General features: G+C 41.0%; 15 protein-coding genes. 6 read left to right on the forward strand and 9 right to left on the reverse strand.

Going from position 1 to position 15962, the window contains the following annotated elements:
* Nucleotides 1-72: 72 nt before the first annotated feature.
* The 8 genes from AC0VYC_RS18440 to AC0VYC_RS18475 form a co-directional block, all read right to left on the reverse strand.
* Nucleotides 73-1401, reverse strand: coding sequence for a GntP family permease (locus tag AC0VYC_RS18440; RefSeq protein ID WP_008347326.1), 1329 nt, complete (start codon nt 1399-1401; stop codon nt 73-75).
* A gap of 24 nt (nt 1402-1425) precedes the next feature.
* Nucleotides 1426-2970, reverse strand: coding sequence for a gluconokinase (gntK, locus tag AC0VYC_RS18445; protein ID WP_427243457.1), 1545 nt, complete (start codon nt 2968-2970; stop codon nt 1426-1428).
* A 185-nt stretch (nt 2971-3155) separates the two neighbouring features.
* Entirely contained in the window at nt 3156-3989 is an 834-nt protein-coding gene (locus tag AC0VYC_RS18450; protein WP_202394314.1) for a MurR/RpiR family transcriptional regulator, read from the reverse strand.
* Nucleotides 3990-4105: 116 nt separating this feature from the next.
* A complete protein-coding gene (locus tag AC0VYC_RS18455; protein WP_427243455.1) occupies nt 4106-5041 on the reverse strand; it encodes a nucleoside hydrolase in 936 nt (311 codons plus the stop codon).
* 93 nt (nt 5042-5134) lie between these two features.
* Nucleotides 5135-5623, reverse strand: coding sequence for a DUF1433 domain-containing protein (locus AC0VYC_RS18460; protein WP_138279184.1), 489 nt, complete (start codon nt 5621-5623; stop codon nt 5135-5137).
* A gap of 44 nt (nt 5624-5667) precedes the next feature.
* A complete protein-coding gene (locus tag AC0VYC_RS18465) occupies nt 5668-6147 on the reverse strand; it encodes a DUF1433 domain-containing protein (RefSeq protein WP_427243453.1) in 480 nt (159 codons plus the stop codon).
* Between the two features lie 81 nt (nt 6148-6228).
* On the reverse strand, nt 6229-6711 hold the full coding sequence (locus tag AC0VYC_RS18470; RefSeq protein WP_025208257.1) for a DUF1433 domain-containing protein: 483 nt from the start codon (nt 6709-6711) through the stop codon (nt 6229-6231).
* 63 nt (nt 6712-6774) lie between these two features.
* On the reverse strand, nt 6775-7275 hold the full coding sequence (locus tag AC0VYC_RS18475) for a DUF1433 domain-containing protein (protein WP_041092634.1): 501 nt from the start codon (nt 7273-7275) through the stop codon (nt 6775-6777).
* A 112-nt stretch (nt 7276-7387) separates the two neighbouring features.
* On the opposite strand from AC0VYC_RS18475, the gene AC0VYC_RS18480 reads away from it, so the two are divergent.
* From AC0VYC_RS18480 to AC0VYC_RS18490, 3 genes are all read left to right on the forward strand, one after another.
* Entirely contained in the window at nt 7388-8875 is a 1488-nt protein-coding gene (locus tag AC0VYC_RS18480; protein ID WP_226650541.1) for a lipase family protein, read from the forward strand.
* Between the two features lie 12 nt (nt 8876-8887).
* Nucleotides 8888-9298 (forward strand): hypothetical protein, encoded by a 411-nt coding sequence (locus tag AC0VYC_RS18485; protein WP_024720438.1) that lies wholly within the window; start codon nt 8888-8890, stop codon nt 9296-9298.
* Nucleotides 9299-9380: 82 nt separating this feature from the next.
* On the forward strand, nt 9381-11057 hold the full coding sequence (locus AC0VYC_RS18490) for a hypothetical protein (RefSeq protein ID WP_475389030.1): 1677 nt from the start codon (nt 9381-9383) through the stop codon (nt 11055-11057).
* Nucleotides 11058-11072: 15 nt separating this feature from the next.
* Here AC0VYC_RS18490 and AC0VYC_RS18495 read toward each other — a convergent pair whose 3' ends face one another.
* Nucleotides 11073-11972, reverse strand: coding sequence for a LysR family transcriptional regulator (locus AC0VYC_RS18495; RefSeq protein ID WP_025208260.1), 900 nt, complete (start codon nt 11970-11972; stop codon nt 11073-11075).
* Between the two features lie 171 nt (nt 11973-12143).
* Between AC0VYC_RS18495 and AC0VYC_RS18500 the strand changes: the two genes are divergently transcribed.
* From AC0VYC_RS18500 to AC0VYC_RS18510, 3 genes are all read left to right on the forward strand, one after another.
* Entirely contained in the window at nt 12144-13139 is a 996-nt protein-coding gene (locus tag AC0VYC_RS18500) for a LacI family DNA-binding transcriptional regulator (protein ID WP_110487214.1), read from the forward strand.
* Nucleotides 13140-13311: 172 nt separating this feature from the next.
* Entirely contained in the window at nt 13312-14577 is a 1266-nt protein-coding gene (locus AC0VYC_RS18505) for an extracellular solute-binding protein (RefSeq protein WP_056703990.1), read from the forward strand.
* 145 nt (nt 14578-14722) lie between these two features.
* Entirely contained in the window at nt 14723-15961 is a 1239-nt protein-coding gene (locus AC0VYC_RS18510; protein WP_024720443.1) for a carbohydrate ABC transporter permease, read from the forward strand.
* Nucleotide 15962 lies beyond the last annotated feature (1 nt).

The raw sequence follows: 15962 nt of genomic DNA on the forward strand, positions 1-15962 counted from the left end.
TCCTAAATTGTCAAAAGCGGCATAACAACAAGCTAAAACAGCTCAATTCCGAAGAATTGAGCTGTTGTCCCGTTATATAAACATATTAATAATCATAATAAATGCAATGGCGCTAACGGAAATGATGGTCTCCATAGCCGTCCAAGTCAAGAACGTCTCTTTAATGGTCATACCAAAATACTCTTTGATCAGCCAAAAACCAGAGTCATTGACATGAGACAAAATCAGTGAACCCGCTCCTGTTGCTAAAACAAGCAGCTCTCTGCTCACATCCGGCATGGATGCAGCGATTGGGGCTACAATTCCGGCCGCTGTCATCATGGATACTGTAGCAGATCCTGTTGCCACACGAATAACCGCAGCAATCAGCCAGCTAAGTAAAATCGGTGAAATTGGGGAGTGTTTGGCTAAATCAGCAATATAATCCCCAACGCCTGAATCGATCAGTACATTATTGAACGCTCCGCCCGCACCAATCACAAGCAGAATGGAAGCGATCGGTCCCAAACAATCGTTACTGAATGACAGCACTCGGTCACGGCTCATCCCTTGTATAAAACCAAGACTAAAGAAAGAATACACTGTTGCAATCAATAAAGCTGTTATGGGATCTCCAATGTACTTGAACATCTGATACCACATACTATCCTCTGGCAAAATAATATCCGCCAACGTGGCAAGCAACATAAGAATGACCGGCACCAAAATGGTAAACATCGTATTCGCAAAACCAGGAAGCTTCCGATCAGCATGTCGTTCCGTGAATTGCTTTCTGAGCAGCTCTGGAACTGGTTTATGTATCCGCTTTCCAATCCACTTACCGTACAGCGGTCCAGCAATAATAGCTGTTGGCAAACCGACGATGATTGAAAAGAAAATCGTTTTTCCCACGTTGGCATGATAGATGCCTACTGCTGCCATGGCAGCTGGGTGAGGCGGAACTAGCCCATGCACAACAGACAATCCTGCGATTAATGAAATCCCAATCGTCACGAGCGAAATGCCCGTTTCAATTGCAATGGTAAAGAGTAAGGGAATGAGAAGAACGAATCCGACCTGGAAAAAGACAGGTATCCCCACGATAAAGGCTACAAACATCATCGCCCAATGCACATTCTTCGTCCCAAAACGACTGATGAGTGTTTGAGCTATCCGCTCAGCGCCCCCTGACTCAGCCATCATTTTCCCAAGCATGGTCCCAAGCGCTAGCACAATCGCCAGTAACGATAACGTGTTCCCTAATCCCGTTTTAATCGATTGAATGATTTCCTGTAAATCCATTCCTGTAGCAAAGCCTACTAGCATAGAGGTAATGATCAAACTCACAAACGGATTCAACTTAGCGACTGTAATGAGAATGAGTAAAAGGACAATCGCCGCAATCACAATGAATAAAAGCATGTTCTCCCACCTTTTCCCCGATGTTTAACGATTTTGTTTTAATTGCAACGCACTAATGACATCAAATTCATCCTTCAGTTTGTCATAGAGACGCTCATATAAATAAAACAGCTCTATGTATGTTTCGTTGTTCTTCATATTTGGTTCATGGCGGGCAGAAATACGAATCCATTCCTGCACCTCTTCTATCTCTTCCATATGACCTAAACTATGAAGTGCAAGGACAGCCGCCCCAAGTGCGGAAGCCTCGTAGCTCTCTGGAACAAGCACTTCTCTGCCCATTGTATCCGCCAAAATCTGCCGCCATAGAGGGGATCTCGCAAATCCACCAGAAGCCCTGACATCCTTCGCTGGACCTGTTAAATCTCTTAGTGCCACACCGATCGAGAAAACACTCATAATGACGCCTTCTAACACGGCTCTAATAAAGTGCTCGCGCTTATGCTGAAGACCGATCCCGAAGAACGTGCCTCTTGCGTTTGGATTCCAATAAGGTGCTCGCTCACCTGTTAAAAATGGTAGAAACAGCAGTCCTTCTGAGCCAGCTGGAACCTTTTCTGCAATATCAATCATCAGGTCGTAAGGGTCTACACCTAGACGCTTCGCTACCTCCACCTCTGACGACCCAAATTCATCCTTCAGCCATCTCAGCATAATCCCGCCGTTATTGGTCGGTCCTCCGACGACCCAATGCTTGTCCGTCAATGCATAGCAAAATGTTCTTGATTGCTCATCTGTAATTGGCTGATCTACGACTGTACGTACTGCACCACTTGTCCCAATCGTGACTGCTACCTCACCTTTGCCAATCGCACCAACACCAAGATTCGCTAGGACACCGTCATTTGCACCCACAACAAATGGTGTATCTTCTTCAATGCCCATTCGCAGCGCAATTTCTGGCTGAAGACCACGCAGCTGATGCGTCGTTGGAACAAGTTCAGACAGCTGATTCACCTGAATTCCTGCAATACGTAGTGCCTCCTCGTCCCATTGAAGCGTTTCCAATCGGAACAGTCCTGTTGCTGATGCGATTGAATAATCGACCACATACTGACCGAAGAAATGATAAAGGACATACTCTTTGATGGAAATGAATTTTGCTGCCTGATTGAAGACGTCAGGTGTCATTTCCTTGATCCATCGTATTTTTGAAAGCGGTGACATTGGATGGATCGGTGTTCCGGTTCTTTTATAAATTTGAAAGCCATCTAAGTCCGTTATGATTCGTTTCGCTTGTTCTGCACTTCTGTTATCAGCCCAAATGATACTGTTTGTTAATGCTTTTCCATTCTCATCCATGACGATTAAGGAATGCATCGCCGTACTAATTCCCACACCTATGAGGTTTTTTGCATCAAATGCTGCTTTCGTCAATGCGCCTCTTACACTCGCAATCACAGCATCTAAAATATGTTCAGGGTTCTGCTCAACCCATGCTGGCTGGGGGTGAATGAGGTCATAAGGAACAGAATGCTTTGATATGACTTTCCCCTGTGATCCAAATAGAACCGCCTTTGTACTTGTTGTTCCAATATCCAAACCAATTACCGCCTGGTTTCCCTTCATCTGTATCACGCCCAATCATTGATTTGAAATAAAGTGTCGTGGTGCCGGTGTACCTGATAAATCCCATTATAGGAATATTTTTTTCGACATTCAACGATCAAAAAGAAAATAATTTTCACTAAAAACCTCAGAATCGTTACCACAACAGCATTTTTCACTAATAGAAAAATTTATTTTTGAAACCATTACACTCTTTTTTGAGAAATGGTTTCTCTCATTTGCTTTAAGTTTGTTAATGTTTCCTGCTGCCTTAAATGTGCAAGCGCAAAATATAGCACATCAATCACAGTAAGCTGGGCAAGCCTAGCAGACATCGCTTCTGTTCGGAAAGCCGTTTCTTGCGTTGATGTATACAGCGTGACATCTGCAAGCTGACTCAATGGAGAACGCTGATAGCTTGTAATGCCAATGGTTTTCGCTCCTTTTTCCTTAGCTGTTTTCATCGCATCCAGTAAATCCTTATTTCGACCAGAATGAGATATACCAAGCACTGTGCTCTTTTGATCAAGCAGACCTGCCGACATCGCTTGAAAGTGAGAATCTGTATGAACAATACAGTTGATGCCTGTTCTCATAAATTTGTGAAAAGCATCTGTGGCGATGAGGCCAGACCCACCGCTGCCATAAAACTCTAAGCGCTCTGCTTCATGGATTAATTGTACGGCTCTTTCTACATCTTCTGGATTCAACACTTGAAAACTATCCTTTAATGCAGTGATGTTCGCCTGAAATACCTTTTGCATAAAAACAGCAGTATCATCGTCAAGACTCATCTCTTCATCTACATAATCAGGCTTCGTTTGGTCTATTTCCTGGGCAATAGCAATCTTCAAATCTTGATACCCCTCAAATCCAAGCCTTTTACAAAGACGAAAAATCGTTGCCTCTGAGCTCGCTGTCTTTTTGGCAAGCTCGACAATCGACAAATGGATGATGTCGCGGGGCTCACTCGTAATGTGCTCAGCAATTGCTTTCAGTTTTGGCGGCAATCCTCTGCTTGCTGCCCTTATCTTATCCATACTACTTAAACTGACAGAAGCCAATTGACTTCACTCCTTCCTCATTCATGTGAGCGCATACATTTCCTCATGTTCCCATCTTATAAAAAAGAAGCCTGTTTGCACAGACTTCTTTTTTAAGAATTCAAGACTTTGATCATTAAATCAAAAAACCCTTCAGCATCTACATCCATACACACTTGAAGATTGCGATCTTTTCCCCATTGATGCTGAAAATCACATATCATTTGACCATCGCAGAACTCACTCTTCGTCTCCACTTCTACATGAAAAGCCTGTGTATTCACAAGTTGTTTATCAATTGCAAGACTTACAGCAAGCGGATCATGCATGGCACATGCCCACACCCCATTCCGCTCAAAAGAGCGCTGGCGGTAAATGCTTGTGCTCTCTCTGATATAACTGGCTAACGTTTCATTTTGAATGGCATTAATTCTCTCATCCGTTAACAAGACCTGTCTCGTGACATCCAGCCCTACTTGAGTCAATGAAGGGAAACCAGCCTCCAGCACCAATTTCGCCGCTTCTGGATCTGCATATGTATTAAATTCCGCAACCGGTGTGACATTCCCCTGTCCCTGCACGACACCCCCCATAAAAATGACTTCATTCACGTGATGAATCAGCTCAGGGCATTTTTTTACCGCAAGGGCTAAATTCGTTAACGGTCCTGTCAACACTAGCGTAACCTGCTTCGAATACTTCAGCACTTGGTCAATGATAAAATCAGGCGCAAAACCTTCATCTGCGGTCTTCTTAGGCTCGACATCTTTTAAAGCGCCGCCAATTCCATCCTCCCCATGCACCCGATGTTCATAATGAGGGGCTCTCAAAAGAGGCGTTACTGCACCTTTGATGACAGGGATTTCCTCTGCCTCAACCAACTCAAGCACTTTACACGTATTCAACGTCGCCGCTTCAACAGACACATTCCCGCACACCGTTGTGATCCCCAACATATCAAACCGCTTACTTTTCACTGCAAGCAAAATACCAATCGCATCATCAATTCCAGTGTCTACATCCAAGATCAATTTCTTTTTATTTGCCATGTTTGAAAGCTCTCCCTTGTTTGTAAGTGTTGTTAGGGGAATGATAGCATATTTTGAAATTGATTTAGGGAATCAATCGGCTTTGTCGACTTGTTATTTCACTTTTTCTCCAATATCTTTCAAATATTGTTCGCGTTCTTTTTTGGAGAGATTTTTTAAAAAATTCTCTTTTAATTCCGGTTCATCTTTATATTTTTCCCAGTCCCTAAAACGAATTGATAACTCATATGAATAACTCATTGAACCGATTTCTTTTGTTCTATACTTTAATGAAGCGGAGAACTCGTACTTTTCTGGCTCATCATTTATATATCCTCTAATTACGATGTAGCCCATTGGATCAATAGTTACCCTCTTCTTAAACGTTATGGTCTTAATAAAGTGATGGATGTCTTCTTTGCGTAAACATTCTTCTATTTTAGGCTTCATTTTTTCTGCGAGCTCTTCTGCTTTTTCTTGATCGCTCTTTTCTTTTACCACATCATTTGATTTACTTTGCTTATTGTGCTGAGTGACTAACGAAGTCACTGAGACAATGATGATAACGACCAAAACAGATACAAGTTTTATTGTGTTTTTCATGTCTACCGTTGCCACCTTCTTAATAATGAAAAATTAACTTTTTGTTATTTATCCCCAATATCCTTGAGGTACTGTTCACGTTCTTTTTCAGAGAGTCTTTTAAGATAGTTTTCCTTTATTTCAGGCTCATCTTTATATTTATCCCAGTCTTTAAAGCGATATGATAAATCAGGAGAATGACTCATCGAACCTATTTCATTAGATTTGTATATTAATGATGCAGAAAAATGATATTTTTCTGCATCATTATTTATATATCCATCAACTGTGACATAACCCATAGGGCTTATAGATACATTTTTTTTAAATGTGATGGTTTTAATAAAATTGTGAATATCTTTTTCATGTAAATATTCTTCAATTTTTGGTTTCATCTTTTCTGCGAATTCTTCGGCCTTTTCTTGATCGCTTTTCTCTTGCACTACTTCATCTGAAAAACTCTGATGAATGTACTCTACAACAAACACAGTTACGGTGATGACGGCGACCACAATTATGATAGAAAATTTCATGATATTTTTCATAAAAAGCAAAACTCCTTAATGAACTTTAATCAGCTGACTATTGAATTTGACAAAATAAAAACAGGTAGGCTAGTACCTGTTCTACTCTTTTTCTCCAATGTCCTTGAGATATTGCTCTCGTTCTTTTTCAGAGAGTCGTTTAAGATAGTTTTCCTTTAATTCTGGTTCATCTTTAAATTTATCCCAATCTTTAAAACGATATGACAACTCAGGATCATAACTCATTGAACCGATTTTTTTAGCTCTATATTGTAAAGAAGCTGAAAATCCGTACTTCTCCGGTTCATTATTTATATAGCCATCGATTATAATATCCCCCATAGGATTGATGGTCACATCTTTTTCAAACGTTATGGTTTTAATAAATTTATGAATATCTCTTTTGTGCAAGTGCTCTTCAACCTTGGGTTTCATCTTCTCTGCAAGTTCTTCTGCTTTTGCTTGATCACTCTTTTCCTTGACCGCATTATTAGATTGAATATGCTTAACCTGAACGATTAACGAAGTCACTGCGACAAGGATGACTACAAACAATACAGATAAAAGCTTTATTGTGTTTTTCATGTCTACCGTTGCCACCTTCTTAATAATGAAAAATAAAAAACAGGTAGGTGATTACCTGTTTTATTATTTTTCTCCAATATCTTTAAGATACTGTTCACGTTCTTTTTCGGAGAGTCTTTTAAGATAGTTTTCCTTTAGTTCAGGTTCATCTTTGAATTTATCCCAGTCTTTAAATCGATAAGATAATTCAGGAGAAAAAGTCATGGTACCTACTTCCTTAGATCGGTATTCTAATGATGCAGAGAAGTCATACTTTTCTGGGTTACCATTAATATACCCTCTAATTATTATATAACCCATTGGATTAACATTTACTCCCTTATCGAACGTAATGGTTTTAATAAAGTTGTGAATATCTATTTTATGTAAACGTTCTTCTACTTTCGGTTTCATTTCTTCTGCGAATTCTTTTGCTTGTTCTAAATCGTTCTTCTCTTTCACGATTGTTTCACCTTCTGATTCATTCAATTTTTTTTCTTTATCTTTTTGAAAAACAAGTGATAATACTAGAATAAAAACGATAGTAATCAAAACAATCAGTACAACCTTAAATGTCTTTTTCACAAAAAATATCCCACCTTTTAAATATTCAACCGATAGGTTTTTATACCTTTTTTTATAGATATTTACCATACAATATCTTATAATATACATGATAATTATTACAGGAGTGTAAATGTTGGCCAAAAAATATGCAATTAATCAACTTAGCGATAAAGAATATAATGAAATATCATCAGCCTCTTATGATATCTTCAACTATGAAAATTCTAAAGATATACACTTGAAAAATGGTAAAATAATGTATGTTGTTGACCACCAAGAAACAAAAAAAGGGCTTAACTCACTAACCCTTGTATCAGAAGAAGATTTCGAGCGCTCCGATGGCGGAAAAGACCTCACCAAAATCAAAAACGCCGTCATCGCCTACCGTGGCTCAGAACCGATTGGGGCAGGCCAATATAAAGATACCATTAAAAAACATGGAAAAAAAGAGTCAGATGATCTTCTTTCTACCATTTTGACAAAGCTGCCTCCTTTTAGCCAGTCAGAGACGTCAAAGGAAGTCACGACGAAAGTGACGACAGGGACAACGACCTATACAAATGAGATTGTACAAGATTGGTTGATTTCAGATACGAAGTATTTGATTAAAAATATCCCTTTTGAACACGGCGCAGAGAATCAAATGGTGCAAGCGGACCGGTATGCAAAAGAGATCCATAAGAAAATGCCGAATGCGAAGATGTATGTGACAGGGCATTCACTTGGCGGGTCAAATGCTTCTTATGTTCTTGTCAAAAATGATTTTATTCAAGGCGGGGTCACCTTTGAGAATCCGAATATTTACCCAAATCTATCGGATGGTCTGCAAGCCAAAGCATTAAAAGGTGATTACCGTAGTAGATTAACAGAATATATCAATCTCAATGACGGGCTTTCTCTCTTAAATCGTCATACGACAGAAATCGGTCGTGTGAAAGTGATGTATGATGCCGCTTTACCTGAAGGCGTCGATTACACTGAGGACTCCTCAAAAGCCGTCCAATTTATGAAAAATCTCCTCAATCGGGCAATGAGTGTGAACCCTTCACTTGATGCGAATTTATTTCTTGAAGCCCTCGCCGGCAGCCATGGCTTAGACCGGTATTCCTTTTCGTCAGATGGCTCCGTTCAAACCATTGATGATATGTTGAGAAAAAACCCTTCTCTCACTGCAGCCATGTTACATCAATTGAGCCAATCAAATGTCCATCCGCAAAGTGTGGTAGCGATTTTAATCAAGTCGCATGTTCTCATGAACACAGGTCGTAAATTCTCCACATATGCCGAGCACCATATGCAGCAAATCATTCGTAAAATTGAGAAACTCGATGACAAAGTGGATCAATCGGTGGAACGCGTCCGTTCAAGATACAAACAAATTGTCGGTTTTGGTTCGTATGACCAGCTGACGGCTTCAGATGTGGATGCTGTGATTCGCCACTTAAAAACAGAGGGTCTTGAAAATGAATTCTATTCGGTCAAAAAGTATGATGCAGCGATTGATCATGCGATGGATATGAAAAGGTGGATGGACTCAATATCAGATGATATGAGCCAGCTAGGAAAACAATACCACGATGCAGATACAACCCTTGCCAAGAATATGGGTATTTCTTAAGGAGTACGACAAATGGAATTTTCAAAGAAACAACCAACAGACGCAGATCGTTTTTTGCAGAGAGTGACAGATACGCATACATCAAGCTCCATCTTCTCTCAAGCAAACTTTAACACGGAAGACATGACACCAGCAGAGCTGGCTGCTTTGAAGGCAAAGATCAAAGAAGAACAGAAAACAGCGCTGATCAGAGCCATCCGGCATCAACTTCAAAATGAATTTGCAGAGGATCGCCAAGAAGCCAAAAAAATAGTAGATCTGATTGATGACCTTCTGATTAACGTGTACAAACATCAAAGGAACATCCAAACCCATATGTCAGGTGAAGCCATTGACGCCTTAATCGAAAAAATTGAAAAAAGACTCACATTTTTTGAGCTGAAAGAAGATGTTCAATCAGCCATTGATTCGATCGGCATTTAAATGAACCTGCCATCCGGTGAATCTTTTCCCCGTCTCACTCGTATATACTAAAAGAGTGATTGATTTGAAAGGAGTTCTGTTTGTGGGATATATGTTGTTATTTTCGGTTGTGATCGGTTTTGTCCTGACCCTTTTGCTCACACCACTCAGGTTAATCGTTAGAAAGAAAGGGACTGAACAACAGGTGCCGCTTATGTGGATTGCGGGACTGGCACTGCTGTTTATCATCGGGATTTTCGGCTTCTACTACATCACCAATTTAGACCGCAACCCATCATCACTGTGGCTCATTGGACTTGTTGTGACAGCAGCAGGTGCCTTTTTATCAGTGGGATTGGAGCGGAAGATCAAAGGCGTATTATTTCTCATTTTATTGCTGCTCGGTGTTTATATGGCAACCGCTTTTCTATTCAATGCAAATGAGAAATTCGACGTGTCTAAAATGGAGCAAAAAGTCGAAATCAAAGCGTTCGATGAGACAGAGACACCTGCGAGTGTACCACCGCAATTTGCTCGCAATAAGATGAAGAAATCGTTCGGACAGGTGCCAAACACGAGTTACTACGAGCTTGGCAGCTTGCAAATTCAGAAGGTCAATGGTGAGTATGTGTATATCGCACCCGTCGAGTTCTCCGATTTCTTTAAATGGATTCGTTCTGGTAGCACACCGGGTTACTTTACACTAAGTGCGACCGACTCATCTGCCAATCCAAAGTTTGTGAAAACCGAGATGGTCTATACGCCTTCTTCCTATTTCAATAAGGAAATTGAGCGGCATATCCGTCTTCAGTACCCAGATTTGATTTTCTATGGAGACACGCAGCTCGAGATCAATGATGATGGCAAGCCTTATTACATCCAAACATTTGGAGATTTCATCTCTGCACGAAACGGGTTTAAAGCTTCCGGTGTAGTTGTTGTGGATGCCAAAACGGGTGAAACGAAGAAATATTCCTTAGACAAAGTACCAGCCTTTATTGATGGCGCTGTGTCACCAGAGGCCGTCAGTCTGCAAAATAGTTGCTTCGGCAACTATGTACATGGTTTCTGGAACAGCCTCTTTGGAAAATCAGATGTGAAGCTACCTTCAGACGAGGGAACGGAAGCCAATGTAAGTCCGGTGTTTGATTCAAAAGGGGATATGTATTACTTCACAGATTTCACCAGTCCAAAAGAGGGCGTTGATTCCATGCTCGGGTATGCACTAACAAATGCCCGAACAGGAAAAGCCACGTATTATACGGGTAATCTTGAAGAATCCTACATGGATTCACAGGGAGCTTTGCAAATTATTGAGAAACGATTTATCGAGAAGAAATGGAAGGGCCGCATGCCGATTCTTTATAATTTCTACGGGGAAGCTAGCTGGCTTACACCTGTTCTCGATTCAAACGGGTTCCTGCAAAACTACTTTATTGTTTCGGCAGCCAATCCTGAAATCGCCGCATACGCTTCTACACCAAACGAAGCACTAAGAGCCTATAAAACAGCTCTTCAAAAAGGCGGCGGTACCGTCAATAGTTCATCAAAGCAAGAAAAGAAAGAGTCAACAGGCAAAGTGAAGAGGGTGTATAAGGAAAAGACCGGTGATTATACAACCGTCACCTTCTTACTAGACGATGGGAAAAACTACACCATGTCATCTGAAAAAGAGCCTCTTATTATTTATTTAAAAGAAGGCGATCAAGTCACCATGAAGTACACAGATACAGGTGAGATTTTCCTCCCAGTCGATGAAATCAACATCAAAGGATTATAAAAAAAGACGTTTCTCCTACTGCGGAGAAGCGTCTTTTTTCTCTTTTCTCAACAACTCAACAAGCAATTCCTTATTTTTATTCCCACCTGTCATCGGGGATTCGACATAGGAAAATGTCCGTTTAAAGTCCATTCCCCTCACAGAAATGACAGCCAATTCCCCGCCAATGCTGCCCCGCTGGAGCACATATTTAGATAAAACAGACAGCCCCATTCCATGAATGACAGCTTCTTTAATCGCTTGATTGCTGCTAAATGTCACAAAGGTCCGCGCTTTCAGTCCATTTGATTTCAGGACGTGCTGTAAGTATTCTCCTGTCCCAGATCCTTCTTCTCTTGTGATCCATGTTTCATTTTGTAATTGATCAATGGTGACATCCTTTTTCTTTGCAAACGGATGGTCTAATGGAGCAACGATATACAGTTCATCCTCTAGGAACGTTTCTACAGAGAGTTCTTTGTCATTGGTTTGTCCTTCGATCAGTCCGATGTCGACATGGAACAACCGAACATGTCTAGCAATCGCCTCTGTATTATCAATGACTACTTCAATATCAACATGCGGATAGAGCTGATGAAATTGTGCCAAAATTTGCGGCAGCACATACTCCCCAATGGTAAAACTCGCTCCAATCGTGAGCTTCCCTCGTGCCAGATGATGATGCTCATAAATATCCTGCTTCGCCTGTTCATATAAACGAATGATTTGTTTTGATCGATGGTACAGCATATCCCCAGTTGGCGTCACCGTTAATTGCTTTGGCGAACGATTGAGCAGAACCGTCTGAAATTCCTGCTCCAAGTTCTTAATGTGAAGACTGACACTCGGTTGAGAAATGCGTAGCTTCTGGGCTGCTTTTGTAAAGTTCTTCTCTTCTACCACTGTCACAAATGTCTTCAGTGCATCATAATACATCTGTCCCTCTCCTATCAGAAATCTTAATCCTACATCTTCAATACATATATCTTACTAATTCCTTTCCAACTCGTAAAGAATAGCCTAAACCAATCAATTTAATAAAAATATTTACTAATTTTTTTAAAGACTCTATACTGAAAGGAGATATTTTCTATAGGAGGTGCTGACTTGGCAGCTAAAATAAAGGACATTGCGGAAAAAGCCGGATTATCCATCGCCACCGTGTCTCGCGTACTGAACCAAGATCCCAACCTATCGGTTACGGATCAAACACGTGAGAGAGTATACGCGGCAGCAGAAGCTTTGTCCTATCAAAAAAAGACATTCAAACATTCACTAAAAAAAATTGCCTTTCTCTATTGGATGACCGAAAAAGAAGAGCTTGAAGATATTTATTTTAAATCCATTCGTCTAGGCATTGAGGAACTCACCAATACCAGAAGCTTAAATGTTACCGCTTACAAACCATCTGATGGTCTTCAATCGATTGATCCTTCTACAGAAGGCATCATCGCCATCGGTCGATTTAAAAAAACTGAGCTTGATCAATTATATGCGATCACAAAACATATCGTCTTTATTGATACATCACCAGATGAAGACCGCTTTGATTCTGTGAAACCAAACCTGAAACGAATTGTAGAAAAGATTATCGATTCTTTTATCGAAAAACAGCACACATCCATCGGATTTATTGGCGGGACAGATCTTGATCTCAATACAAATAGGCGGATTCCAGATATTCGTGAAACGACCTTCCGCCAGTACATGACAGCACACAACAAACTGGATGAACAATTGGTCTATATCGGTCACCACTTCTCTGTAGATGAAGGCTATTCATTGATGATGAAGGCGATCGACGAGCTCGGCGATCACCTGCCAACCGCTTTTTGTGTCGCAAGTGATCCTCTTGCGATAGGCTGTTTACAAGCATTAAATGAACGCGGTTTTTCTTTACCAAATCGAGTGAGTGTCTTTAGTATCAACGATATTCACGTCTCTCAATATGTGTCACCACCGCTCACAACTTATCACATCCATACCTCTTTACTTTGCGAAACAGCTGTCGATTTACTTTTAGAAAGACTTGTTGATGGCAGAACATTACCAAAAACCGTGCTGATTGCCTCAGAACCTGTCTTTCGGAAAAGCACGATATAAACAGCTGGAAGGCCTGCCGTATATGGTGGGCTTCTTTTCTCTTTATTACAGTAAAAAATTTTACTTAATAAATTTAATAAAATGTGTTTACTTTTTTTACTCAAGTTGATATTCTCACATTAAGAAAGCGTTTTCTTATCATCTGTGAAAAAAGAACGAGAGGGGATTACGAATGAAAAAGGGAAAATGGGCGACATTATCGGCAGTCGTTGGTACTGCTGTGCTGCTGCTGTCAGCATGCGGACCAGGAGATGACAATTCAAGCGGTACACAGCCGGCATCTACAGGTACAAAGACCTTGCTAGTGTGGGAGGATGTCAAAAAGTCTGATGGGATTCAAGACGCCGTCAAAGAATTTGAAAAACAAAACGACGTGAAAGTCAAAGTAGTCGAAAAAGCATATGCCGACCAAATTGAAGCGCTTCGTCTCGATGGCGCAGCCGGCACTGGTCCAGATGTCATCACCATGCCTCACGACCAAATTGGATCAGCTGTCACAGAGGGATTGTTACAAGAAATCAAACCAGATGAAAAAGTGATCAATTCCTTCACAGACGAATCGATTCAATCACAAACGATAGATGGTAAGCTGTATGGCCTGCCAAAATCCGTTGAAACCACTGTGCTTTTCTATAACAAAGACCTTGTCAAAAAGGCACCAACGACACTCGATGGCTGGTATGACCTTTCGAAAAAGCTGACAAAGGACGGGAAATACGGTTTTGTTGCGAAGTGGGATGAAATTTACTACGCAGAAAGTGTATTAGGCGGTTCAGGTGGCTATATTTTCAAACAGAAAAACGATGGTTCTTATGACGTCAATGATATTGGTCTTAATAACGATGGTGCCATCGAAGGCGGAAAATACATTCAGACATTCTTTAGCGAAGGACTTTTCCCGAAAGGCATCATTGGTGAGCAAGGAATCAATGTCCTCAATTCCTTATTCACTGAGAAAAAGGCAGCGGCTGTGATTTCTGGTCCATGGTCATTTGGTCCTTATAAAGAAGCGGGTATCGACTATGGCGTGTCCGAGCTACCAACACTCCCTAACGGAAAACATATGAGCTCGTTCTTAGGTGTAAAGAGCTACAACGTCTCCTCTTATTCTAAAAATAAAGAACTTGCCGAGAAATTTGTTGAGTTTATCACGAACGAAAAAAATTCGAAAAAGCGCTTTGAAGTAACAGAGGAAATTCCACCAGTGAAAAAGCTGATGAAAGACCCAGTCATTACTGAAAACGCTAATGCGGATGCTGTTTCAAAGCAAACGAAATATGCCACGCTGACACCGAACAATCCAGAGATGGCAGAGGTGTGGAAGCCGATTGACAGCGCATTAGGGCTGATTGCGACTGGCCGTACCGATGTGAAAAAGGCATTTGATGATGCGGTTAAACAAATCGACTCGCAAATTAAAGCGAATCACTCCAAATAAACATCAAGCGCAGGTAGCTGTTCATCTGTCATGCTGCCTGCACTTGATCTAATTTCATATGAAGTAGGTGTTAAACGTGACGGGTAACCTTGAACTAGACCGCACACACATAGTGGAATCAAAGACACACCGGAGACGGGCGCTAATGTTCTCTCTTATACCCGGGATGGGGCAAATATACAACAAACAGTATGGCAAAGGGACACTCTTTTTCCTGTTTGGCGTTTCTTTTCTACTTGTGTTTTATGATTTATTCAATATTGGCTTCTGGGGGCTGTTCACACTTGGTACGATGCTACCTCGTGACAACTCTGTTTTCCTTTTAGCAAAAGGAATTATTGCACTTTTAACAGCTGGATTTGGCATCGGTTTTTATGTACTCATGATACGAGATGCATTTATGAACGGAAAGAAACGTGATCAAGGGGTTCCGCTTCATTCCATCCGTGCTCAATACCATCAGCTCATCGATCAAGGCTTTCCTTACTTAATGAGCACTCCTGCTTTCTTTTTACTTCTATTCTCTGTTGTCTTTCCTATTATGTTCAGCTTTGCGCTGGCCTTTACAAACTATGATTTATACCACTCGCCTCCTGCCAATCTCATTGATTGGGTAGGAATCAAAAACTTTCAAAATATCTTTTCAATCGATATTTGGAGAGACACATTCATTGATGTACTAGGCTGGACGGTCGTATGGACGTTGGCTGCATCGACCCTTCAATGTGCTGTCGGCATTTTCCTAGCGGTTCTGCTCAATCAAAAAGATTTAAAAGGAAAACGGTTTTTCAGAACGATTTTGATTCTGCCGTGGGCTGTTCCAGGATTTGTGACCATTTTGGTGTTTGCTGGATTGTTTAACGACACGTTTGGTGCGATCAACAATACCCTTTTTGCATCGATTGGAATTGATCCAAAACCATGGCTGACAGATCCATTTTGGAGCAAAATCGCTCTTATTGCGATGCAGACTTGGCTTGGTTTTCCTTTTGTGTTCATTATGACAACTGGCGTTTTGCAGGCCATTCCTGAAGATTTATACGAGGCTGCAACCATTGATGGGGCAAATTTCTTTCAGAAATTCCGTTCCATTACATTACCGCTTGTCCTCTATTCAATTGCACCTATATTAATCACGCAATATACGTTTAACTTTAACAACTTTAATATCATCTATTTATTTAATGGCGGGGGGCCACCTGTTGCTGGATCTACAGCGGGGGGCACAGACATCTTGGTGTCTTGGATTTACAAACTGACGATGCAGTCTTCTCAATATGCACTCGCTGCCGCTGTTACGATCTTACTGTCAATCTTCGTCATTGCCATTGCACTTTGGCAGTTTAAGAGAACGAATTCATTCAAAGAGGAGGACATGATGTGAT

This window comes from Bacillus sp. iso_77 (genome assembly GCF_056173625.1).

Coding starts and splice junctions, on each gene's coding strand:
- AC0VYC_RS18440 (WP_008347326.1), bottom strand. CDS start 1,401: ATGCTTTTATTCATTGTGATTGCGGCGATTGTCCTTTTACTCATTCTC.
- gntK (WP_427243457.1), bottom strand. CDS start 2,970: ATGAAGGGAAACCAGGCGGTAATTGGTTTGGATATTGGAACAACAAGT.
- AC0VYC_RS18450 (WP_202394314.1), bottom strand. CDS start 3,989: ATGGATAAGATAAGGGCAGCAAGCAGAGGATTGCCGCCAAAACTGAAA.
- AC0VYC_RS18455 (WP_427243455.1), bottom strand. CDS start 5,041: ATGGCAAATAAAAAGAAATTGATCTTGGATGTAGACACTGGAATTGAT.
- AC0VYC_RS18460 (WP_138279184.1), bottom strand. CDS start 5,623: ATGAAAAACACAATAAAACTTGTATCTGTTTTGGTCGTTATCATCATT.
- AC0VYC_RS18465 (WP_427243453.1), bottom strand. CDS start 6,147: ATGAAAAATATCATGAAATTTTCTATCATAATTGTGGTCGCCGTCATC.
- AC0VYC_RS18470 (WP_025208257.1), bottom strand. CDS start 6,711: ATGAAAAACACAATAAAGCTTTTATCTGTATTGTTTGTAGTCATCCTT.
- AC0VYC_RS18480 (WP_226650541.1), top strand. CDS start 7,388: ATGTTGGCCAAAAAATATGCAATTAATCAACTTAGCGATAAAGAATAT.
- AC0VYC_RS18485 (WP_024720438.1), top strand. CDS start 8,888: ATGGAATTTTCAAAGAAACAACCAACAGACGCAGATCGTTTTTTGCAG.
- AC0VYC_RS18495 (WP_025208260.1), bottom strand. CDS start 11,972: ATGTATTATGATGCACTGAAGACATTTGTGACAGTGGTAGAAGAGAAG.
- AC0VYC_RS18505 (WP_056703990.1), top strand. CDS start 13,312: ATGAAAAAGGGAAAATGGGCGACATTATCGGCAGTCGTTGGTACTGCT.
- AC0VYC_RS18510 (WP_024720443.1), top strand. CDS start 14,723: ATGTTCTCTCTTATACCCGGGATGGGGCAAATATACAACAAACAGTAT.